This window comes from Mycobacterium sp. DL (assembly GCF_039729195.1).
Lineage (GTDB): Bacteria > Actinomycetota > Actinomycetes > Mycobacteriales > Mycobacteriaceae > Mycobacterium > Mycobacterium hippocampi_A.
In genome coordinates this window covers 100,572-122,243 of the sequence record NZ_CP155796.1, presented here as the reverse complement: position 1 = coordinate 122,243, position 21,672 = coordinate 100,572, and the positions used below count along the sequence as shown (strand labels likewise).

Annotated in this window: 18 protein-coding genes; 6 read left to right on the top strand and 12 right to left on the bottom strand. The window is 62.1% G+C overall.

The window, feature by feature from the left end; translation table 11 throughout:
• Positions 1-12: 12 nt before the first annotated feature.
• The 7 genes from ABDC78_RS00605 to ABDC78_RS00575 all read right to left on the bottom strand — a co-directional run bounded on the left by ABDC78_RS00605 (position 13) and on the right by ABDC78_RS00575 (position 7,656).
• A complete protein-coding gene (locus ABDC78_RS00605; RefSeq protein ID WP_178357552.1) occupies positions 13-813 on the bottom strand; it encodes an NYN domain-containing protein in 801 nt (266 codons plus the stop codon).
• Entirely contained in the window at positions 810-1,925 is a 1,116-nt protein-coding gene (locus ABDC78_RS00600; protein WP_178357553.1) for an NYN domain-containing protein, read from the bottom strand. Before ABDC78_RS00600 ends, ABDC78_RS00605 begins: the two co-directional genes overlap by 4 nt.
• Before the next feature lie 71 nt (positions 1,926-1,996).
• A complete protein-coding gene (locus tag ABDC78_RS00595) occupies positions 1,997-3,442 on the bottom strand; it encodes a hypothetical protein (RefSeq protein ID WP_178357554.1) in 1,446 nt (481 codons plus the stop codon).
• Positions 3,443-3,594: 152 nt separating this feature from the next.
• Entirely contained in the window at positions 3,595-4,746 is a 1,152-nt protein-coding gene (locus tag ABDC78_RS00590; RefSeq protein ID WP_178357555.1) for an OmpA family protein, read from the bottom strand.
• Between the two features lie 77 nt (positions 4,747-4,823).
• Positions 4,824-5,663, bottom strand: a complete 840-nt coding sequence (locus tag ABDC78_RS00585; RefSeq protein ID WP_178357556.1) for a DUF5663 domain-containing protein — start codon at positions 5,661-5,663, stop codon at positions 4,824-4,826.
• A 68-nt stretch (positions 5,664-5,731) separates the two neighbouring features.
• Positions 5,732-5,986 carry a LuxR family transcriptional regulator gene (locus tag ABDC78_RS00580; protein WP_178357557.1) on the bottom strand — a complete coding sequence of 85 codons (255 nt, stop codon included), beginning with the start codon at positions 5,984-5,986 and terminating at the stop codon, positions 5,732-5,734.
• 1,130 nt (positions 5,987-7,116) lie between these two features.
• On the bottom strand, positions 7,117-7,656 hold the full coding sequence (locus ABDC78_RS00575; RefSeq protein WP_178357558.1) for an HAD-IIIA family hydrolase: 540 nt from the start codon (positions 7,654-7,656) through the stop codon (positions 7,117-7,119).
• Positions 7,657-8,552: 896 nt separating this feature from the next.
• Here ABDC78_RS00575 and ABDC78_RS00570 point away from each other — a divergent pair.
• Positions 8,553-9,485, top strand: coding sequence for a glycosyltransferase family 9 protein (locus tag ABDC78_RS00570; RefSeq protein ID WP_178357559.1), 933 nt, complete (start codon positions 8,553-8,555; stop codon positions 9,483-9,485).
• A gap of 934 nt (positions 9,486-10,419) precedes the next feature.
• Here ABDC78_RS00570 and ABDC78_RS00565 read toward each other — a convergent pair.
• The 5 genes from ABDC78_RS00565 to ABDC78_RS00545 are packed head-to-tail and all read right to left on the bottom strand — an operon-like array spanning position 10,420 to position 15,197.
• Entirely contained in the window at positions 10,420-11,469 is a 1,050-nt protein-coding gene (locus ABDC78_RS00565; RefSeq protein WP_178357560.1) for a Gfo/Idh/MocA family oxidoreductase, read from the bottom strand.
• Positions 11,466-12,437, bottom strand: a complete 972-nt coding sequence (locus ABDC78_RS00560) for an NAD-dependent epimerase/dehydratase family protein (protein ID WP_178357561.1) — start codon at positions 12,435-12,437, stop codon at positions 11,466-11,468. Before ABDC78_RS00560 ends, ABDC78_RS00565 begins: the two co-directional genes overlap by 4 nt.
• Positions 12,434-13,765: a PfkB family carbohydrate kinase gene (locus ABDC78_RS00555; RefSeq protein ID WP_178357562.1), complete on the bottom strand. Its 1,332-nt coding sequence runs from the start codon at positions 13,763-13,765 to the stop codon at positions 12,434-12,436. The genes ABDC78_RS00560 and ABDC78_RS00555 overlap by 4 nt, the downstream gene beginning before the upstream one ends.
• 35 nt (positions 13,766-13,800) lie before the next feature.
• Positions 13,801-14,364 carry an SIS domain-containing protein gene (locus ABDC78_RS00550; RefSeq protein WP_178357563.1) on the bottom strand — a complete coding sequence of 188 codons (564 nt, stop codon included), beginning with the start codon at positions 14,362-14,364 and terminating at the stop codon, positions 13,801-13,803.
• On the bottom strand, positions 14,364-15,197 hold the full coding sequence (locus ABDC78_RS00545) for an aldo/keto reductase (protein WP_178357564.1): 834 nt from the start codon (positions 15,195-15,197) through the stop codon (positions 14,364-14,366). The genes ABDC78_RS00550 and ABDC78_RS00545 overlap by 1 nt, the downstream gene beginning before the upstream one ends.
• A 1,299-nt stretch (positions 15,198-16,496) precedes the next feature.
• On the opposite strand from ABDC78_RS00545, the gene ABDC78_RS00540 reads away from it, so the two are divergent.
• The 5 genes from ABDC78_RS00540 (at position 16,497) to ABDC78_RS00520 (ending at position 21,479) form a co-directional block, all read left to right on the top strand.
• Complete coding sequence (locus tag ABDC78_RS00540) at positions 16,497-18,167, top strand: serine/threonine-protein kinase (RefSeq protein ID WP_178357565.1); 1,671 nt, start codon at positions 16,497-16,499, stop codon at positions 18,165-18,167.
• Positions 18,168-18,262: 95 nt separating this feature from the next.
• Positions 18,263-18,790 (top strand): hypothetical protein, encoded by a 528-nt coding sequence (locus ABDC78_RS00535; RefSeq protein ID WP_347133282.1) that lies wholly within the window; start codon positions 18,263-18,265, stop codon positions 18,788-18,790.
• Positions 18,756-19,169 carry a helix-turn-helix transcriptional regulator gene (locus ABDC78_RS00530; RefSeq protein ID WP_178357567.1) on the top strand — a complete coding sequence of 138 codons (414 nt, stop codon included), beginning with the start codon at positions 18,756-18,758 and terminating at the stop codon, positions 19,167-19,169. Before ABDC78_RS00535 ends, ABDC78_RS00530 begins: the two co-directional genes overlap by 35 nt.
• On the top strand, positions 19,162-20,157 hold the full coding sequence (locus ABDC78_RS00525; RefSeq protein WP_256735898.1) for a hypothetical protein: 996 nt from the start codon (positions 19,162-19,164) through the stop codon (positions 20,155-20,157). Before ABDC78_RS00530 ends, ABDC78_RS00525 begins: the two co-directional genes overlap by 8 nt.
• 575 nt (positions 20,158-20,732) lie before the next feature.
• A complete protein-coding gene (locus tag ABDC78_RS00520; RefSeq protein WP_347133553.1) occupies positions 20,733-21,479 on the top strand; it encodes an endonuclease/exonuclease/phosphatase family protein in 747 nt (248 codons plus the stop codon).
• Positions 21,480-21,672 lie beyond the last annotated feature (193 nt).

Here is a 21,672-nt window from a genome sequence, read left to right as displayed (position 1 = left end):
TTCGCACGCCTGTCACGCCGGTACATCGACGACCGTCCTGTTCAGTCGCACGGTGCTCTTGTCCTGGTTCGTACCCGTGACTTCAAGAAGCCCCTCCAGCGCGGCGGCCCGCAGCAGACCCCAGAAGCTGGGGTATCCAAGCGCCTTCGGATCCACCCCGGTCACCGCGGACCGCAGTGCCTTGCAACCCAGAGTCCTGCTGTAGTCGCCCGAGAACGGCGCCACCAGCGCGCGAGCGGTGGCTGCGGGCAGCGGCGGCATCTGAGCTGTCGCCGCGATGTCGGCGTACTCCGTAAACTGTGTTGCCGCACACCATGACGCGTTGTTGCCGGTGGCGAAGCCGATCGCGTGGGCCCGCCGCCCCCGCGCCTCCGCGTGCGTCGCGACGGTCTCGAAACCCACTGTCCCGCTGCACACCAGGACGTCCGTGATGCCGGAGTACCGGTCCAGATCGGCGACGACGTCGATCGGAAGTTGGATATCGGTTCGCACCGGCACGCTGCGGTACACCTGAACGAAGTCGACGGGTCGGACGGCCGACAGTCCGAGCCGGTACTCCTTGAACATCCCCACAGACCAGTCCGCGTAGACCCGGTTGATCACCAGACCGCCGAGCGACTGCGCGTGCCCAACCAGACCCTTGACATCGACGCGCGCGCGTCCGAGCGCCATGGAGAGATCCTCGGGTGTTTTGCGGGCCATGTTCAGCTTGTCCCGCGTCCATTGGCCGGAACCGAACATCTTGTTGTATTGACTGGACACCAAGTTCTCGAGATGCCAATAGACGGCCACCTGCCGGGGTGCTTCGTTCACACCCGTGTTCGATACCACCATGTCTCCCATCGTTTTCGGGCGTGAACCGCGGCACTGACCGCGAGCGGGTGCACTCGCCGCGCGGCGCGTTCGACCTTCGGCCATCGGCCGACGCGAACCGTGACCGGCACGTCGGGTACCGCCTCGACCTCGTCGGGTAGCTCGATCTCGTCCGGTAGCTCCTCGACCACCTCGGCAGCCGCAGCCATCCGGATTCGAGCGGAATGCGCCGAGCCCGCCGACTCGATGAGCCCATCCGCGAGGGCGGCGGCGATCACCCCGTCGATGTCCGGTGTCGTCGGATCCGCAGCCCAGTTCCCTCGCTGCAGGAGGCACGCCACCGCATCCGTCGGCAACCACTGCCCGTCGGGCAGTCTGCGCAGAACCGCGAGCAACTCGTCGGCGGCGACGGGCGACGGAGACCGCGCGACAACGGAACCGAGGTTGACCAGCTCGTTGTACTCGCGGAAATCGCACGCCTTCGCCCACACCCCGTTGGTGGACCCCTCCACTCCGATGGCATGGATTCGCCTGCCGCCGCGGTGCACGTGTTCGACGAGGGCGAGGAAGTCGGAATCCCCCGAACAGATCAGCACGTCGGTGACGTCGGCATCGAAAGTGAGATCCTCGGCGATGTCGAGCGCCATCCGGATGTCGGCACCGTTCTTCGCCGCCGTCGCCGCGAACTGCTGGACGGGCTCGCCACCGACTTTGGCCAGCTCCGCTCCGTAGCTGCGGAACAGGGGCCGAGTCCAGTCGCAGTACGCCCGGTTCACGGCCACCGTCCCGAGTGTGGCCGCGTATCGCAGCACGACGCTCGTATCGATCGGCGACTCCCTGGCCTTGCGCAGTTGCGCCGAGAAGTCATCGACATCCCAGGCCTGCTTGCCGTGGACGTACTTGTACTGAGAGATCAGCAAATTCTCGAAGTCCCAATAGACAGCCACCTTCGCACCGCGGGGCACCCCCTCGAAGACCAAGCTGATGTCCCCCTTCTCGGACCGCGACGGGTCCGCACCCGCGCAAGCATCGTCTGAGTGCTCGACGATATCGCCAATGCCCACGATCGGCGTGCGCTTCCGGGTCGGCAGATACACGATGCCGGCAGTCATGTCGGGTCCTTTCCCCGTGACGGATTGCCCGCCGGGTCCCGTGACCCGGCGAGCAACCTCGTTGATGATGGTCAGGCGGCTGGAGACTCATCACCTCCCTCGTCATCCGCCCAGTTCGGCGTCGTCGGCAGCGGCGCGACGGGAGTGGGCACCCGCTCGCCGGCGTCGTCCTGCCCGTCGTCGGCGTCCGGCACGACCGCCGCCCGCATCCGCGCGAGCCCGTCGTGCAGCGGCTTCATCTGCACGGCGTGGTCGTAGTCCGCAAGGAAGCCTCCGTCGCGTTCCGGATACGCGATCGCCGCGACGTACTCGCCGGTGTGTCCGTACTCGGTGCGCAACGTAAGGATCGCCTGGTGTGCGGCGAGCCGCTCGTGGTCGACCGCGCACGTCGTCTCCTCGATTAGCAGCTCGGCCTCCGTGACGATCGCGGAGAGCGCACGGTGGTGCCCGTCGATCGACCGGCTCAGCATCTGCTCGTCGTGATTCGCTCCGTGCACGATTCGCGCGAGCGCCGACCTCCGCTGCACCTCCGGCGAGCTGTCCATGGCTTCGACGAGCGCCACTGCGGGCGGTGCGAGGACGCCACAGATGCCGATCAACAGCGCAACGCAGGTTCCCACGGAGCCGCCGGAGTTCGTCACGCTGGCCTCGTGGTGCAGCCTGACGAAGATCGTCACGCCCATGAGGATCGACAGCCCCCCGAGCAGCGACCAGCCGCCGAGCAGGTAGCGCCACGACGTCGGCCGACCCTCGATGTCCGTCGCTCGATGGATGTGCCGGTAGGTGTGGCCGCCGACCAGATGCGCGAAGACGCCGACGGTGAGCGCGGCGAACAGCGCGAACGCGATCGCCGTGGCGAGCCGCTGCACCTGGTCGAACGTCTGCTCCTGCCAGGCCGCGAGATCCGTCGACACGTTCTCGAGCTTCAGGGTCAGCGTCATCAGCGCCAGCACGTCGAAGAACAGCAGCGCGCGGACCGCCCAGTGCCAGCCCGTGGCGACGTGATGGCGGTGCCGCGTGATGCCCTGTGCCGCATCGTCGTTGATGCGCTCTCCGATCTCGTCGTGCTCGACCTTGGCCGCCGACGTCGTGATCGCGTCACCGAAGATGTCCACCCCGTGCCGCTTTCGGACCTTGATCCGCCGCAGCAGCCCGCCGCCACCCCGCGGCGACTTGCCGCCGGGCGCCTCGACGGAGTCGATCTCAACCGGCTTGCCCGGACCGGCGGGCAACACGATGTGCAGGCGTTCGGGCAACTGCGTCAACTGCAGCCGCAACGACGTGATCGCGTTGATCCCGCGGTCGTGATCGCGCACCAACTGGGCCATCGTGCGGCGGGCCGCCGACACCACGAGGGCGATGGCCGCGAGCACCCCGGTGATCAGCAGACCGTCGCCGCTGAGCAGCCGATTCGCCTCCACCGAGCCGGGCCGCAGCCGCTCGTACTGACCGCGCGCCGTCGCGACAAGGGTCGATTCCCGTCGCTTGGCGCGCCACCGGGTCCAGAACTTCTTCATGTCGATTCCTCTCCTTAATTTCTTGGTTGTTGTCGACGTCGCCGATGGCGACGGGCGGACCGTCCGCCGAAATGAACAGCGAGTCCCCATGAGCGGGGAACGCGGTGGGGCCGGCGCGAGGCGTGCTCGCACCGGGCCCACCCGCGACCGCGTCAGCGCGTCGTACGGACGTCGATGATCACCACCCGATTGGCTGCTGCGGTCTGCGCGGCGTCCCCGCCAGGGACGGCGATGGGTTCGTCGTAGCCGACGCCTCGCACCTCACCAATCGACGGACGCGGATACCCGTTGCGCACCAGTGCGTCCGCCACCGCCGATGCGCGTTGCTGGGACAGTGCCCGCGCACCCTCGGGCGGCCCCACGCGCCAGGTGTGACCGACGAGATCGATCGACGCCCCGCGAGCGACGAGCCTTTCGGCGAGCGCCGCCAGCTGGCTCTCCGCAGTCGGCAGCAGTTCGGCGCTATCGGGGGCGAACAGTGCCTGGGTGGGCACCGACACCGTGGCCTCACCGCCGGACGGCAACTCGGGCAGGTCGAACGTCGGCACGTCGACCGTCTTGGCGGGGCTCGTCGACACCGGCGGATCGAGCTGCATCATCGCCGATTTCGCGCACTCCTGTGCGCCACCCGCGTGGCACACGTCCATCCACAGCGTCTCGATCTTCCCGCGCATCGGCTGTGGCAGGGCCTGCTGAGGTTCGGCGGTCTCACCCAACCCGACGAACAAGACCTTCTTCCCCCTCAGGTCGGGCACGAAGCCGTCTGCGCGCAACTCGTCGATGACCGCGCTGCTATCGAAATCCCAACCGCGACCATTGAAATCGAGCAATCCACTCGTCTGCAGGCCACTGCTGATCAGCACGATCGTCGACTGGTTCGCCCGACGGCTCGCCTCGGTGAGCCCCGTGAGCAGATCCAGGTCGGACGCGTTGCTCCCTATGCTGCTGGTGCGCTGCCGAATCTCGTCACTGATCTTCGCGATGCCCTCGTCGATCAGGCCCTCGTTGTTCTCCATAGTTGAACCGTCGCGGGTTACCTTCACGTCGATCGGATCCCCGACTTGTTCGACGCGCCCATCTCTCGGCACCAACAGCGTCAACGTCCCCTGCCGCGATTTGTTCGCCGCCCGCAGCAACGTGTCGAAGTCGGCAGGTAAAATCGCCGCCGGTTCGTTCGCGGTGGCGGTCGCCACGACGATCACATTGGCGGCCTGCGTGCGATCCTCGACGGACGCGCACCCGACGACCGCCGGGCTCAGCGCCGCGAGTAACGCGATCACCATCATCTTCACTGCGTTGGTCATTGCTCTTCCCTTCTCATTGATGCACAACGGGCCGCCGGTCGGGGGCCCGTGACGGGTGAAGCGATTCCCCAGCGCGGCTAGAACAGCTCAGGCTGGGCATCCGGGTCGACGTCGTCGATCGCCTTGACCAGCTCGTCGAACATCCGCCTGATGTATGCCAGGGCGGTACCCAGCAGGTGGCCGAGCAGGCGCCGGTGGATGCCGGGTGCCAGCGGGTAGGCGATCTCGGCCACCACACGGCAGGTGTCGCCGTCGGAACTGTCGATAACGTAGGCCTTCGGCCAGTAGCGTTCGTGATTCCAGTTCTGCGCGAACGACACCAGCTGCGCCTTCCGCGCTTGCGAGTAGGACGCGACACCGTCCGAGTGCAGGCACATCAATCCCTTGTCGGAGACCCGCACCACCACGGTGTGCTTCTGACCGTCGGGGCACTGTTGGGCAACCCACGCCCGCGGGCCGTCGACGCGAATCACGTTGGCGTGCATCCCTCGTAGCAACTGCACGGCAACGGCGAGGCTGGCCTCGACAATCGCGTCGGGTCGGCCCGGTGCCGCCTCAGGCGGTGCGGCCGGTTCTCCCCCGAGTGCCGCCACGGTCTCGGCGACAATGGCGTCGCGTTCGGCGGCCACGACGTCGCGGTAGTCGGGGCGGTGTTCCGCCAGCCACGCGCTGCTGGCCGCCTCGTCTGCTGCGTTCATCAACTCACTGAACTCGTCGAGTTCGGCGTCGCTTAGGCCATCCGAGAGGCACCGGCCGACGCGCAGTTCCAGTTCGGAGTACACGGTCCGGCCGAGGCTCTGAAGCTCGTCGGCGCCGAGATCCGGGAGCGCCTCCCGGAGTACCTCGACGAGCTCCCATGGCGCGTTGTCTTCGGCGGCGTTCGCATCGGCGGACGCCGAGTCGGTTGCGTGAGTCATGCTTTCCTCCACGTTCGGTGCGACGTTGACGTGTTGGGACAGCGATTCCCCACGAGCGACAGCGGGGGTCAGAGCTCGTCGAGATCGAGGAGGTCGTCCTGCACAGCCCGCGCGAAGAGCGCCGCCTTCGTATGGGCGGGTCGGCCGACGGCCTGGTACTTGCGCCGAATCCGTTCGACGGTGGTGGCGACGGTGCTCGTTGTCACGTACAGCCGCTCGCCCGCCTTACCCTTGCTGTCCTCGACCAGCCAGACGCAGAGCACCTCGGCCTCCCGCTCGGTCAGACCCGGATCCGGGCGCGGAAACTTGGGGTCACAGCACATGATCTCTCCCAGCTCGTGGAGGCCCTGATTGGGCCCGCTGGGTGAGGAAGCGACTCCCCACCAAACGCGTCGGAGTGACGACTCAGTTGGCCGAGTCCGTCTCTTCCGTCGGCGGTGCTTTCCGGTAGCGGTCTATCGCCAACCGCGCATCCGCGCTCAGTTCACCGGCGTTTGGGAATGACCACGCGAGACGGCGGCCTTATCGGCAGGCGCGCTCCCGCCAGCAGTCGGATTGCCGCGACCCTGGGGCCGGCATCAACCTGCGTATCGGTCAGCGCACTCGATTCCGACCCCCGCGAGCGGCGCGCCACGCGGTCGCGGACGATGTCATCCGCTCTGCGTTCGCATCGTCGCGGCATCCGTGGCCATGGCGGCAGCCGGTTGCCCCGTCAACGCCGATTCGTGGCCGGAGCCGGGATGGCAAGCGCTGTATACTCCGGAGCTGATCGCATTCTCGATCAACTGCGCCATCAACTCGACGTTGTCGCTGGCGTGCACCCACGCGAATACGTCCGCCCGCGGTGTCCCGCCATTTCCGCATAGGCCAGCACATTGATGATTCCACCCGAAACGAGCCGGCCAAACGACCGCTATCGGGCGACGCCGCGGAGGTGCCACCATAGTTCTCCGACCGAGAAAGGACGAGGAAATGGCGCGACTGAAGGCAATGCTGCGGGCAACGTGTCCACGGTGCAACGGCACCGGCGGACACAGCGACTTCGGCAACTGGGTGAACTGCTCGGCATGCAGGGGTACGGGGCAAAAGTAAGCCGCAATAGCGCGAACCGGGGCACTCGGGAGGTTGTCCCGGTTGGCGTGCGGGACAACCGGCTGGACCTAGTCTAAGTCAGTTAAAGTGGCCTTCATTTGGGTCTGCTGCACGATCAGGTCAAGATGTCACCTATTCGTGCAGCAGACCCAGCGTAGAAATGTCTTTGACGCAGGTGTTATTCGCAGCGGGTGCCAGGACTATGAAGTCACCTGCATCGTTGCGCGACAGGCGCCACGTGTGACGTCAACTACGGCAGTGGGTGACCCTGCCGATAAAGTGCTCGAATGGTCTCCGGCCGACATATATTTCGCCGCGCACGATCTCAAAATTCTCGTTTGCGTCTGCCCGCGCGGCGGCGTCAGACGGCCTTTGTGATCTCAACACTTAGCTCGTCTAGGTTTTTCCCTATCGTGACTTGGAGTCCCTCGTATTCGCTGACTTTCTCAGCAGCTTTTCGTCCGTGGCCTGTGAGGACAAGACCGAGCCTCATACCAAGTTCACTGCCACACAATAGATCTGACATCTGATCACCGACAAACCATCCGTTCGTTAGGGGGCCAAGTCGATGTTCCGCCGCGCGGATACCACCAGTGAGGGGCTTACGGCAGGAGCATCTTTCCTCCGGACTGTGCGGGCACACGATGTAGTGGTCGATGATGCGCCGCTCTGGGTCAACCGATCGCAGTACGTGCTCGTTGACGGCTAACATTTTGGGCAGCGTGACCAATCCCCGACCAACACCGCTTTGATTGGTTACGACTATAAGTCGAAAGCCGTGTCTCTTCAGTCTTAGGAGTGCATTGCCTACGCCGGCAATCGGCCGGATGGAGTCCTCGGAGACGGCGTATCTGTCCGGCAGATCGACCAATACTCCATCGCGGTCGATAAGCACAGTCATCGGCTTCGCGCTCGTACTAACGGCGCCCTCTTCTGATGCCCAGCTGGCGCATATCGCGCTCACCTTTCTACCTGTGCAAGCAGGCTCATGACCAATTCGCGCCAGAAGTTCGATCGCATAGGGTCCCTTCCTTCAGACCTGAGCCTCCGGGCGGCATCTATCAGCAGCGCTAGATCGTCGCCGAGCGCCTCGGAACACCAGTGGCATTCGGGGTAAACAACTTTGAGCTCCGATCTGCTTTGATGCACGGCGTTCACCCATCTCGCACGGTGCACACGCTTGACAACGAGGCCGCCGCTCGCGAAATCGACTGCTGTGCAGTCTGACTCGCTTGACTTCACAACATTCGTCAAATGGGGGTCCCCGTGCCCTAGCCCCACTCGCCAGCTTTGAACTGTTGCTAAGCGCAACGCGGATCGCACCCGACTGTGGTACTCGCACGGGAGCTCGTCGAATAACCCGAGTAGCGGTCGCAAGATGTTTTGAGGAGGCTTATCGACAACGCGGTCCAGACTCGATGCAAACAGCCGGTCGAACTGGGGGCAGATGTCCGTGGAAAGCAAGCTGCCGCAATTCTCGAGAAGCGGGACGATCGTCATCGAGACTGGGAAGTGGCGACGGATCCACGGTAGGTCGCAGCCGCGAGCACGACCTCGTATTCGTAGGTGTGATGCGGAATCGAGATTGTCGATCACATAGAGTTCGCGCATAGATCGCCTTCGGCTGGTCACTCGCGCAAAGTATTGATCCGAATACGACGGTCCTGCCTGGAGGATGAGGAGCGCGGCTCCCGATCTTCCTTCAGGAGCCGCCATGCCACACTCGAGATGGCGACCGACAACAGCTGAGGCTGCGCGCTCAACCTGCTCGACCTCAACCTCATCTAAATAAAGCGGGTGATCCCACCAATGGTCCACCACGTCGTGCTGCTCGGCCACCTCGGTGACGTGTGCCTGCTTTGCAGGCTTTCGCTCGCCAACCCTGGTGACATCGCGCTCTTTACGATTGAGCAGTTTGTGCCCCTTGCTCGTCGATACGGCGCCTTCCACTCAGTCCATTCATTTGCCGAGTTGGCCGGTCTCCCAGAGGACACCGCGGTCACTGACCTTCACGGTCAATCTTGTCAGATCCCCGCCTATCGCGACGCAGTGTCGCAGGTACCGTCGCTCCGTTTTGCCGCGACTGCTCGAAGGCTCAAGTGGTTAGCGGTATCGGGTAATCCGATGCGTGCTCGCGCCTACTCGGTCGAACCGATTGTCGAGTACTGGACGGAGGTTCTAGGCCTAGCGAGAGCCATCATCCCCTTGACCAGCGGTACCCGCGAGATGTTGCATCTGACCCAAACCAGGCCTTGTCGACCCGTGCTATCCCTACAGTCCAGCACACGCCACAAAGCGCTGGGCGCCAACGCGGTTAAACGTCTAGTGAGCCAAGTCAGTATTCTCGCAAGCATCAAGCCGCTCATTGTGGAGGGACCGGGGCGACCGACCGATGGAGTTCGTGATCTGGGGGTTCCGATTATAGAGATCGCATCGCCTGAGGAGTTCATTGCCATCGCCGAGCGTCGATGCTGCCTGGTCGCTGTAGACAACGGTCTCCGTCATCTCGCATCGCTAATCGGTATTCCACGAATCGTTCTCTATGGCCCAACAAGCCCGGGAATCTGTGGTTCGGGGGTAGGCGAAGTCGCGGTTATGTCGCGTGCGGCGTGCGCACCGTGCGGCGATCCGCATGAATGTCAATCTGATGTCCGCTATTGCTGTCTGGAGGACGAAGTGGATTACAACGAACTGGAGAGTGCGTGGGCGCAACTGCACGGTGGCCGTTAGCGATTGTCCTGGCCGATGGCCTTACTAACACGGTGGGCGTAAACGGTCGCGACCTCTTGGATCGCCACATGGGCTCACAACTTTCGCGAATCTGGGTTGATTACGAACCTTTCTCCCGCTCTGGAACTGTGGAAACAACGGACGTATATCCGTATTTCTTCGGACTCGACCCGTCGCACAACCCCGGTCGCGCCGGTCTTGAGTTGATCCTCAACGGAGACCTCCATATGTATTGCGATCACTTTATGGCTGTCCGTACCTCGGCCGACGGTTATGAAGTTCGAAAGCTCGCCGAGGCCTCTAGGGTGCACGTTAGTCCCAGCAAATTCTCTGCAGACGGACGTTCGTGGTTGGTATGTGCAGAAGCCAGAGGTCAACGAGACCGCTTCAGCGTGAGTGCCGCATCGACGCTACCGGACTACCGCGCTTCCCACGCCGTCTCTCCTGTTCAAGGGTGGCGACTCTCGGCCGCCTCCCAAAACTCCAATAGATACTTCCTCCTCGGCTGGTGCCACGGGGCACTGCTGTCAGCGTTTGCGATGTGCGACATCAGTCAACGGCCGGGAGCGAGCTCTGGTAGGCGCCTCGATGCGCCGTCGGCAACCAGAACGGATCGCGAGAAGGAACTGGGTGATTACCTCCACCGCCGTGGCTTCGGCTCTCGAACACTCCTGCTCTACCTGAAGGATTCGGCATGGGCGGCTAGGAGGGGCGAAGACAAAATCGAGTCGACTCGCTTCACCTCACAAGTGCTAAAACTCATCCTCCGGCACGCCGAGGGGGGGCCGGTCGTCGTGATCAGTGACCACAACTCGGAGATTGGCAGAGATGAAACTCTCGCTGGGGCGACGTCTTGCGGCGTTTACGCAGAGGATCCGCGGGCACTGCTCGAAGTCGGATGTGCAATTGATCGATTCGGCAGCAGGCCGCTCCTTCAGTCAGACCTCGTCGCAATCTTGGCAACCGCATGGGCGTAGGCCGAATCGGCAATGCGCATAGCCTCAACCCCCAGGTAAGGATCGTAGACGCCGTTAGTGCTGGGCCTAGCATTTGCGAACCCAATGAAACCCGCCAGACCACGTATGAATAACTCTTTGGGATACCTTCGAGAGGCAAGTTGTCGCGGCGAACCAAGAGGGTCGTCGTAACACACCCAATCACTAGAACCGTCCGTCTTGCGCACATGGAGGCCAATCGAACCTCCGTCGCATTCAAGTAGGACGTCAGGGTTCGATGGTGAGGTAGCCGGGCCAACCCATGACGCTTGTATAGACACTTCGATCGGGGCACCTTTTATCTGCAGTTCGCAGTGCGTGAGGATCTGGCGTGATCCGTGACGTTCCCAGCAGCTCTCGCCGACTACTGGTTCGAGCCCTGGATTTCCCTTAAGAAGTCCGATCGTGCGGAGCGCGTGCAGTGCAAGCCCGATGGCGTGAATACCCCAGTCGTGGAGCACCCCGCCGCCTTGCTTCCGGTCCCCCCGCCAACTTGACTCTAAATTTGCCGGCAGCGATCCCTTCACCGCAACCACTAAGCGACGGGGGGTGCCGTACCGACCAGAGAGCGCTTCCTCGAGCATCGCCACGTATGCCGTCGAGTGAAGAAACGTCTCCATGTAGTGCAGGTCTACATCGCCATCATGCTCAATGATCAATCGTGCGTCTTCCGCCGAAGTGCCGAGCGGCTTTTCCAAGAGAAGCGGCATTGGCGTCTTGCTCGTCGGAACCTTTGCAACAGCCGTAACCACTGACCGCACTTCGGCAGGCGGGACCGCAATGACCACGCGATCGACTTTCTGCACCAGCTCTGCAAGCGCTGAGCTTTGCGAAGCCCTGACAGAACGTTCGATCAGCACTCTTGCCGCTCGACTCGCCGCCGGGGCATCCACGTCCCAGACGCAAACCAACTCGGGCTGCAGGTAGGCCAGGGCAGGCAGGTAGCCATCGTGAGCAATCCCCCCGCAACCGATTAGTCCTACGATCATTCGGCAGTCCTTTCAAGGTCTACGAAGCGTTCGTTTTGTGTCGAGACGTAGTGCCTGTGAAGTGCTTCGATAGCGCACCGGACGTCGTGGCGAGATAGCGAAGGCGGATTTGTGCCGAACTTACGATCGGTTCGTGCTTGTTCGACGCGTGTCACGTACTGGTAGCGATCTTTGTACGGATTCGGACAGAGAGTGAGTGTATGGCTGCTCTCAATATCGAGCGCGCAGATCCAGTCCAACACTTCATAGAAGGGTACCGAGTGACCGGAACCGAGATTGAAGACGCCGCGAACATCCGCCCGTTCGCCGAGTGCTTGTGCTACCAGGTCGGTGACGCGATGCACGGGGACATAATCACGAGAGGCGCTGAGCGTGTCGTTGAACAAGTTCAAGGGCTGTCCCGCAACTGCTTTCCTGAGCAACTGCGACACGATTGACGACATAGCGCCCTTCGCGACTTCTCCTGGTCCAAACACGTTGGTGTAGCGAAACGCAACGAAGTGGAGGCCATCTATGCCGCTCAAGGAAATCTCAGCGGCGAGCTTGCTCTCGGCGTAGGAGTTCAAGGGACCCGAGCATCGGCGCGAATTTAGTTCGTCGCCCACGTCAACGATCGCCTTCGTATCACTCAGCCGTCCGTACACGCTGCCGGAGGAAGCGTGTACGAGTCGGGTGCCACTAGCGGCGCATGCCACGGCGAGCTTCTTGACATCGCTGGAGTTGACCCGCGTGAGCTCGACACTCGATTCGACTGTGGTGTCAGTGATAGCGGCCTGGTGGACTACAGCGTCGAAGTCGCCGCGCGCTACGTGAGCAATGAACTCTGAATAGTCGGTGGTGTGCTCCCATGACGAAGCCGTGTCAGGCCTTCGGCAATCGACACCCAGTACCTCATGCCCCAAGCCTCGGAGCACCCGGGCAATATGTCGACCGATGAACCCTTGAGAACCGGTGACGAGAACCCTCATCTACTGATGCCGTCGATTATGGCTGTTGTCGAAGTATTGCGGATGCGCGGCACGGACACCATTCTTGTCCCCATCCTCAAAAGTGCGGTCCGCTCAGGTAACCGATCTAGTTCGTAGTCGCTGCCCTTCACGTACACGTCGGGCCGCAGAACCTCGAGCGCCTTACACGGGGTGTCCTCGTCGAACGATACGACGGCGTCAACGCATCGGAGTGCTCTCAGAACTCGAGAGCGTTCCTCGAGTGGTATTGCTGGCCTTCCTGACCCCTTCAACCGGTTGATACTCGCATCCGAGTTAATAAGCACAACAAGAACATCGCCCAAGTCCCTTGCTGCTTGTAATAAGTCGAGATGGCCGGCGTGTAACAGGTCAAAGCACCCTGACGCGACGACCATGGTCTTACGCGCGTACCGTGTCGCTTTGATCAGCTGCGACGCGTTGATCCCCACAGGCACGGCGCAGCGTCCGTCACGCAGTGCGAGGTAACCCGTAGTCGTCGCTGCGGCTTCACGTGCGGCGTCTACGCCGCGCGCAGAAGTCAGCTCCTGTGCGAAGCAAGCAGCGAAGCAATCGCCCGCGCCGATCGCAACGTCAATAGCAATCGGATCGACAGGTACGACTTCGGTCGACTCATGCGTCCAGACCACGACACCGTCAGCACCGCGCGTAACAACGATGCCGCACCAACCATGCTTACGGCCAACACTGCCTACGACGGCTTCCAACTTGGCGGCTGCCGAGGAGGTCGCTTCAACACGGGTCGCGAACGTCTGAAAATCCGCCAGATTGAACTTGACCCATACACCTTGTGGCGGGAGATAGGAGGCACGGGGGTGGAAGTCCCACACAACTGGCACATCTGCGGAAGCGCTAGAAACCAAGCTCTGGACTGCTGGGCTTGCTAGCGTGCAGTTCAGTCCGTAGTCCGACACCGTCACCGTTGTCGCCTGTTGAATCGCCATAGTAAGCCATGCAAACCCATCGTGTCGCCATGCGATTTCGGCCACCTTGGGTGTCGTGTCCACTCGAGCCGTCACGCGCCCGTCGACCACGTATCGCGTCTTGGAGGGCACGTCGATATTGTTCGCAAGCGGAACTACGCGGACACCAAATCGAGCAAGCTCGCTAGTAATGTCTGCATCCGTCGGACCGCAGGCTGTTGCAAAGCTTATATGCAACCGCTGGCTTGCGAAGTATTGAGCGCAATTGCCGGCGCCGCCGGGTGTGACTGTGCTCTCAAGCGCGTCCATCAAGACGGATGGAGCCTCCGGGTTGAGTCGAACAACATGCGAGCGCACCATGACGTCACGCAGGAGGTCGCCGATCACTACTGCACCGGGCAGATGTTCTCCCGAGTAAACAGTCACACTGCGTGGTCGATCACTCGACAGATCATATGGATCATGGTCAAGTGCGCTTCCTGAATTGCAGCTGTGCTGGGCGAGCGGACTATCAGACAGCGTTGTGAAAGGGCTTGCAGCGGATTGGGTTCCGGACCTGACATCGACATGACACGGATGCCAATCGTTTGAGCTGCACGGCACGCTTCGAGGAGGTTCTCGCTCAAACCCGATGTGCTTATCGGCACGAACACGTCAGCGTGTCTGCCCTGTGCTAAAAGCTGGCGGGCAAAAACCCGCTCATATCCGAAATCATTGGCTATCGCCGACATGACGGTGGAGTCAGCGTTGAGAGCGAGTGCAGACAGCCCCTGTCTCGCCCGCTGGAAACGGCCCACCAGTTCGCTCGCGAAGTGTTGCGCCTGCGTGGCTGATCCTCCATTTCCCGCGGCGAATATCGTTCCGCCCTCACGCAGTACGGCTGCGAGGTCGCTTGCGAAGCCGTGCACCTCGCTGGGGTCAATCGCGCTAATCGCCGCCAGCGAGGCTGCCCGTAACTGCGCGAGGTCTTCGATGAGATCCAGCATCAGAATTCCTCATGGGTGTCGGGGTCGCCACCGCGGGGCTCCCGGTGCTTGATCGACTCGAACAGGGAGGTCAGCATCGCGGTTGTCGGCCGGCAAGCAACCTCAAGATTTGTTCGAAGGTGCTCGCGATCACGCGACTTTACGACCGGAACAATGCCTCTCGCAATGTGCCACGCCAGAACTGCCTCGGCAGGCCGCATATCGGCCAGTTCTGCGATTATTGCGAGGTCGCGAGCCTGCAACATCCCGCCTTGGCACTTGCGAAGCGGGCTCCAGGCCATAGGGAGCGCCGATAGGCCTCTGACCTCATCGACAAGTGCTTCTTGTGGCCACCATGGGTGACACTCGAACTGCACCACGGAAGGTGTGACCCCAGTCTTGTCACGAAGTTCGCGGATCATTGTTGTGGTGAAGTTCGATACGCCGATGGAACGGACGAGCCCCTCCTGCACGGCATCGATCAGTGCCTGCCATGTCTCTACATACAGCCCGACTCGAGGCAGCGGCCAGTGAATTAGATATGTGTCGATGTAGTCAGTCTTCAGAGAGTCCAGTTGCTGGTGCAGACAGGCTCGCGCCTTCGCGTAGCCATGTGCGCGGCCCGGAAGCTTAGTCAGAATCTGAATTTCGCTGCGCGCAATCGGGTGTCGTCGGACTGCTTCCCCCACATCCGTTTCGTTCCCGTAGCTGAACGCTGTATCGATCGTTCGGTATCCCAGGTCGATGCCGTGCGTTATCACGCTCAGCGCTTCCTCGCCTCGAAGTCCACCGGTACCAAGTACGATCGGCGGCCACGGGCGAAGATCCGATTCGAGGCGCCGCGTTTTCCCCAAATCTCCCCCCTCGTGCCAGCTCGTTGGTTTGAGAGCATAGTGGGGGCGGTATCGGTATTGCCGGGTACCGTACGGTGCTAGTTCGGCAACGACTTCGGATCGACCCGAGGACGGGCGGTCCCATCGGCATAGCGTGGCGGCTTTCTGCGACTTTCGTTACGGCGTACGGTACTGGAAATGGATGCCGCGAACGGAGGCGATTCACCTCAAGTGCCGCCTCAACCAGCACCTCTACGCGTGATGACGTGGAACGTCCCCCGACTCGATAGCAACTAGCCCGCGGCCGAACAGGTCCGTCGAAGGCATGACTAGTATCATTCGTTCACAGCGCTGGGATGTCCTGGCACTAAAAGAGATAACGGCGCCTCAACGGGATCAACTCGATCGTCGACTAGGCGATTGTTGGCGTGTGAACTTCGAGCGAGACTTTGGGTCGACTCCGTTTCAGCGCCAGCCACACCTGCGCCACCTTTCTCTCCCCTACACAGCCGCCGAGGTCGGTCCAGTTGAAAGACGCGAGCTCCCGCACGTCACGCCACTGCCGGAAACTGCCTGCTGCAGGTTGCATCTCCTAGCGGTAGTGGAACGGATAGTCGATCCTGTCTCCGGCCAGCGGCACGACGGCGCCAGCTTCATAGCGAATCCCGTTGCGGCCGGCCCGAGGGCAGCCAACTGCGGCGCGCACACCTTGATGTAGGCCCTGGTCACCGACTTCCCGTCCTGCGGTCGAATGCTTGAGCAGCGGGTTTTGTGCACTTCCGCATCTGCGGGGTTTAGATTGGCCGCGATGTTGAGGACGTAGCCGCATGGCCACAGGGTGAGCCAGCGCGCGTAACCACGATCGTCATTGCGGTACTCATCCGTGCTCACCGCTTCATTGTCGAGCTTGGCGCCATCAGTAGCCGGGTCGGGTGCGTGGACGACCCGTAGGTCGCCTTCTGTTTGCCACGCGTCGAACTCGACGACCTCGGCGGTATCAACCCGAACTACGTAGGTGTGCCGGAGATCGAAGACGAGCGCCTAAAGACCCAAACGGATAGGGGTGGCCACCACCGAACGCGTCCCCAAGATCGGGCCGCGGTGGTGGGCGCCCGCATTGACCGGTATCCAGACCATCGCCTGTTGGCGTACAGCGAGGGTGCCGACCGGTTCTGTGCGTCGCAAAGGAGCAGTTCACCGACTCGCGGCCGCGGCCGGGCCGAACACTGTCCATCCAGCCGGTCCGGGACAGCGATACCGGACCGGCAATGCCAGTTTCCTTCGGCCCCGTCGCCCGTAGTCGGCTGCCACACTCACCACGTGGACATCACCGACATCGCTGACTACCAGGTGATCCGGCAGCTAGGCGCTGGCGGTATGGGCCAGGTGTTCCTGGTCCAGCATCCTCGCCTGCCTCGCCAGGATGCACTGAAGCTGCTCGACGCCGGGGTTTCGAGGAATGACGATTTCAAGGCGCGGTTCCAGCGCGAAGCCGACCTACTCGCACAGCTCTCGCATCCCAACATCGTCACGCTGCACGATCGCGGCGAGTTCGAAGGCCGGCTGTGGATCACGATGGAGTTCATCGACGGCACTGATGCCGCCGCGTTGCTCAGGACTGACGGTCCGCTCGACCCGGACCTCGCCATTTATCTCATCGCCGGAGCAGGCGCAGCACTCGACCATGCGTGGCGCAAGCAGCGCATCACCCACCGCGACGTAAAGCCCGCCAACATACTCGTCGGCATCGAACGTGCCGCGGAGGGTCCCGTGATCGAGTCGGTAAAGCTCGCAGACTTCGGCATCGCCAAGGCTGCTGGCGAGTCAACCTCTCTTACCTCCACCGGGATGACCGTCGGAACGATGCAGTACATCAGCCCGGAGGCCATCGAAGGCGAGGCGGTCGACAACCGCTCGGACATCTACTCCTTGGGTTGCACCGCGTTCCACCTGCTCACTGGCCAACCGCCCTTCGCGGCAACCTCAATCGCCTCGGCCATGTCGGCGCACCTGACCAGACCAGTGCCACTAATCAGCAAGCTTGTGCCACATCTGACCCCAGCGATGGACGCAACCTTCCAGCGAGCGCTGGCGAAGGACCCGACTCACCGGTACCAGTCCTGCGCCGAGTTCGTCGCCGCATTGCAGAAGGCGGCAGGCCCTGACCTACACCATCCAGCAGGCGCCCAGACAATGGCGGCCGCAGCATGGCCCATCCGCGATGCGGTGGATCCTGACGCGCCGACAATGCTGAAAACCGACGAAAGCAGGACCGCGTCGGCCCCCAGGGCGCGTTCCCGAACCGCCGTAGGCCTAGCGGCCGGCGTCGCATTTCTCGCAATCGCGGCGGGTTCGCTGGCCACCTACCTGCTGATGGGCGACTCCGACACGTCCACAGCTCCGCCGGAAAGCTCCACTGCGGTGATGACACCGCCAGCCCCGGCCCCGACTCCGGCACCAACAACACCGCCCACGACTGTCACGACAACGACGACCACGGCTACAGCGGCTCTTCCGGCGTACCCGCCACCAAACACGGGCTGCACTGGCACCGTCACCGCGCACTACGACTACGAGCACCCCCAACTTGGGCCAATGCGCCTCTTTCTGTTTATTGGCGAGAACAGAGTCAGGATGGACTCGGGGTGCGTTTCGGCGGTTATGCCGTCAGGGAGTTCGCTCCCTCCGACGCCTCTCGATGCTGGCCTTGGGCTCGGATTCGCTGATCCAGCCATCGACGCCACCGGCAATCTGTTCATCGAATTCCGCTCAATGTCAGCACATGCACCGCCGCAGGTTCTGGTGTTGGTTCCCAACGCCTATGGGTTCCGCGAGATAGGTCAGGATCTAATCAACATCGAACTTGTCGGCCCCGGCGCAGACGGCAGGTATGCGCTCCTGCACTCGATGAACGACTGCACACCGTCCTGCGCCGAAGGAACCTGGACGGAAGAAACTCTGACGTGGGACGGGAGCAGCTACGTCGCGTGAGACGTCTCTCGCGGAGCGCTGGGACTGGGTGACTTGGTCGGCTGGGCCAACCTGATGCTTGCGTTCTACTTTAGTATTTACTAAAGTGATAACTGATGATGCCGAGGCGGATGATCGTGAGAGGACAGTTCCATGAAATCGGCTGCGCAGTCCGCGAGGATGCGTCCACGCCGGCTGGTGCGTTCTTGGACGCGCTAAGGACGGGGGCGTGGGATGCACCCGACGCGGCCGCGCCGTCGGACGAGCAGATCAGCGATTACCACTGGTTTCTCAATGCGATCCGTTACTGGGCGAACACGGGTGAGCCGGTCTACCGAGGTGCGGTCAATGCGCTTGAGGACGGTGTGTGGGAGTTTCGTCACGGCGATAAGCGTCTGACGTTTTACGACACAGACGGCAAGGGTGGATACACCCCGAAGCTTCCGATCCGTTCTCATGCAGCCAGTGAGGCGCCCAAGAGCCAGTACTGGCATATCCCCTATTTCGACCAACTGATCCGGCTCGGACACGCCTTCACCAAAGTCAGCCAGAAGACGCTCGCGCGGGATCTTCTCGAGTCCCGTGACATAAGGAAGGAGGATCTCGCGCATGACCAACCGATCCGACCAGACCTTGATCGATGAGGAACACGCCACAGACGATGGCGCCCAAGGGCTCGCCGCGGCCGACCTGGCCGGTCAAGTGATGCGTCTATTGCAACAAGCGCTCGACGCTTCCGAGATAGACCAGAAGGGCCTCGCCGACAAGCTCGGCGTCACCCAAGGGCGGGTCTCGCAGGTCATCAACGGCGACGGCAACATGAAGATCGCGGCAGTCGCTCGCTATTTGCGCGCACTCGGCTACGAAACGCATCTCGCCGCCTCACCCCTCATCTCAGGCCTTCCGGCACTCCCCCTTGAGTCACGTCGCCCGCCTGCCGCTGCCTCGCAGTCAGCAGTGACCGAGCAGCGCTATGTTGCACGTCTGCCGAAGCGCCGTCGAGTAAAGGCCAAGAATGCCTGACGAAATCGAAACGGCAGAACAGCTCATCACTCTTGCGGACCTCAGCGACATCGTGATTCACGAACTGTCCGCCATCCGGGCTGCGACATCGGACCGATATGAGATCGACCTGCCACCGGACGAGCTCCACGCGCCAGACTCAGCCGACGACGACGCGGCGCTGAGCTTCTCTATTCGCATGGACGACAACCAACTCGGGGTGCGATCCCGAGTGGAAACCAGCAACGCATACGGAACGTTCGTCGTCGACGGAGAGGCCCTCTTCGACCTGCCAGTACCCGTGTCGTCACGGCACCCGGACATCGTGCACCAGTTCGTTGAACAGGTGGGCGCCCGAGTCGTATTCCCATACATCAGGGCGGCAGTGGCAGCACTCGCCGCTCAGCTCTCGGTGCCCGCGTCGCCGCTTCCCATACTTCGCGCTGGGGACGTAACACTCACACACGACGACGAACCCGTCAACGAGGAAGTCCCCTCGGAGTTCTTCATGCATGGCACCGTGGCGAGGGCCACTGAGGACGGTGGCCAGGAACAGGTTGCCGAGTTCTTCGTCGACGAGGAGACGGGGAGTCTAACCCGGATTGGCGGCGAAGGAGAGGTACCCGAAGCCGACGAATTCCTCGACTTCATGGCCGAGCTTCCGCCCCCTGAGGAAATATCGGCGGAGTGGATCGTGCGCAACCACGGCGATGCGGGGATCCGCCAATCCTTGGAGTCTCTACGCGAGGCCAACGGAGACGCCGCCACGGACCAAATGCTTGCAGAGGTGGACGAGGCCGTCGCCCACATTGAAGCAGAAGAAGCCTTCGATGCACTGCACATCGCAATCAAGAAGCTCGACGACGTTGTTGCTTCGGTTCGAAGCACTGACACTGATGCCGAGAGTGTCAACGACGATGCAGAAGCGCACGTTTCGACCTCGTTGCTCGACGCTGCCACACATGTATGCGAGGGCTGGCTCCGCGTCCACAATGCGTTGCCGGACTAGCTCGTGGCTCCGGTCGTGGCCAACGTTCAACCCACGTATGGAGACCACCGTTTATCACTGAGCCGCCGTCGCCACCGAATCAAAAAATCAGAAAGGATTGCCTTGAACAACTCCGACTCGCTGTCCACCTCGCTCGCCGCCGCCTTGTCTGCCGCCGGTGTTCCCGCCGCCAATCATGACTTCATTCGCGCGTTCACCACTGCCATCGGCATCGACGGCTACCGCTTTGTCGATCAGACGAGCAGGCCGCATGTCGTCGCAACAAGACGGGATGGAGGGCTCCCGCTCCACATCTACTACGGGGCAACAAACGGCTTCTACTCAGAAGAAGAAGTAATCCGCATCGCCGGGTCCGCCGCTGACCGCCGAGAAAGCGGCTCCCGCAGAGGAACTTGGTGCGTCGAACACCCGGTGAATCAAAGCCGCCCCCCGGGCCCGCGTTCCAAAGACATACGACGCGAAGGAGCCATCTGCGCATGCGGCATGCAGCGATCAGTGACCGGAGTATGCCCAAGCTGCGACTAACCCCTGGGCATCAGGCTAACCACCGGCTCGCTGGAGAACTAGGCCAAACGATAGGACAAACCGTAATCACCACCCGGATAGCGACTCTCAACATTCGCCATGGCGGAACCCGATCCGCTGAGGCCCTCTCGACCCGACTCCTCGGGTACGACGCCGACCTCCTTGTGATCACCGAGTTCCGCACCAACGACGCCGGCACACGGCTTATAAGCCGTCTAGAGGTCGCGGGCTATTCCATCGCCCACCCGAACACCGAACCCCGTCAGAACACCGTCCTCATCGCATCCCGAGATGCGATCACCCAAAGGCGGCCCCTTCTCAGCGAGGGGCTCGACACGCGGCATCTGTGGTGCGCAGACGTCAATGGGCTTCTGGTGTGCGGTGTCTACATGCCTCAGAACACTGTCAAGCTTCCCTACTGGGAAACGCTGATCGCGCAGGCTCGCCTCAGCGGGATCGACCTGCTGATTGGTGATTTCAACACTGGCAACAACGATCTCGACAAGGACCTGAAGGGATCCAAGTTCATCGGTCCGGAAATGCCTGGGCGACTTATAGACTCGGGATACACCGACCTGTGGAGATCGCTACATCCCAGGCAGCGTGAGTACTCTTGGTACAGCTGCCCAGGCAACAATGGCTTCCGTCTCGACTACATCTTCGCCGCCCCCGAGCTCACGCGGCAGGCGTTCACATGCGAGTTCGACCACGCTCCAAGGCTCGCTGGAGAAACCGATCACTCCGCGCTAGTGGCGTCACTGGGTTGGCCCCGAACCGAGACGGACCAAGAATACTGACATGCTCGTTCGACATCCCGAATCTGTCTCACGCTTGGTGACCAATTGGTCATTCGGTGGTCATCTCAGATGGGATTTGGTCATGAAGTATGAGAAGTCACAACGTGCGATAACACCCGATTACGTCGTGAACCAGGTCAGGTGCAGTTGGTGCGCAACGGTGATCGTCTTCGTTTGAAAGCTGCGTTCCTTC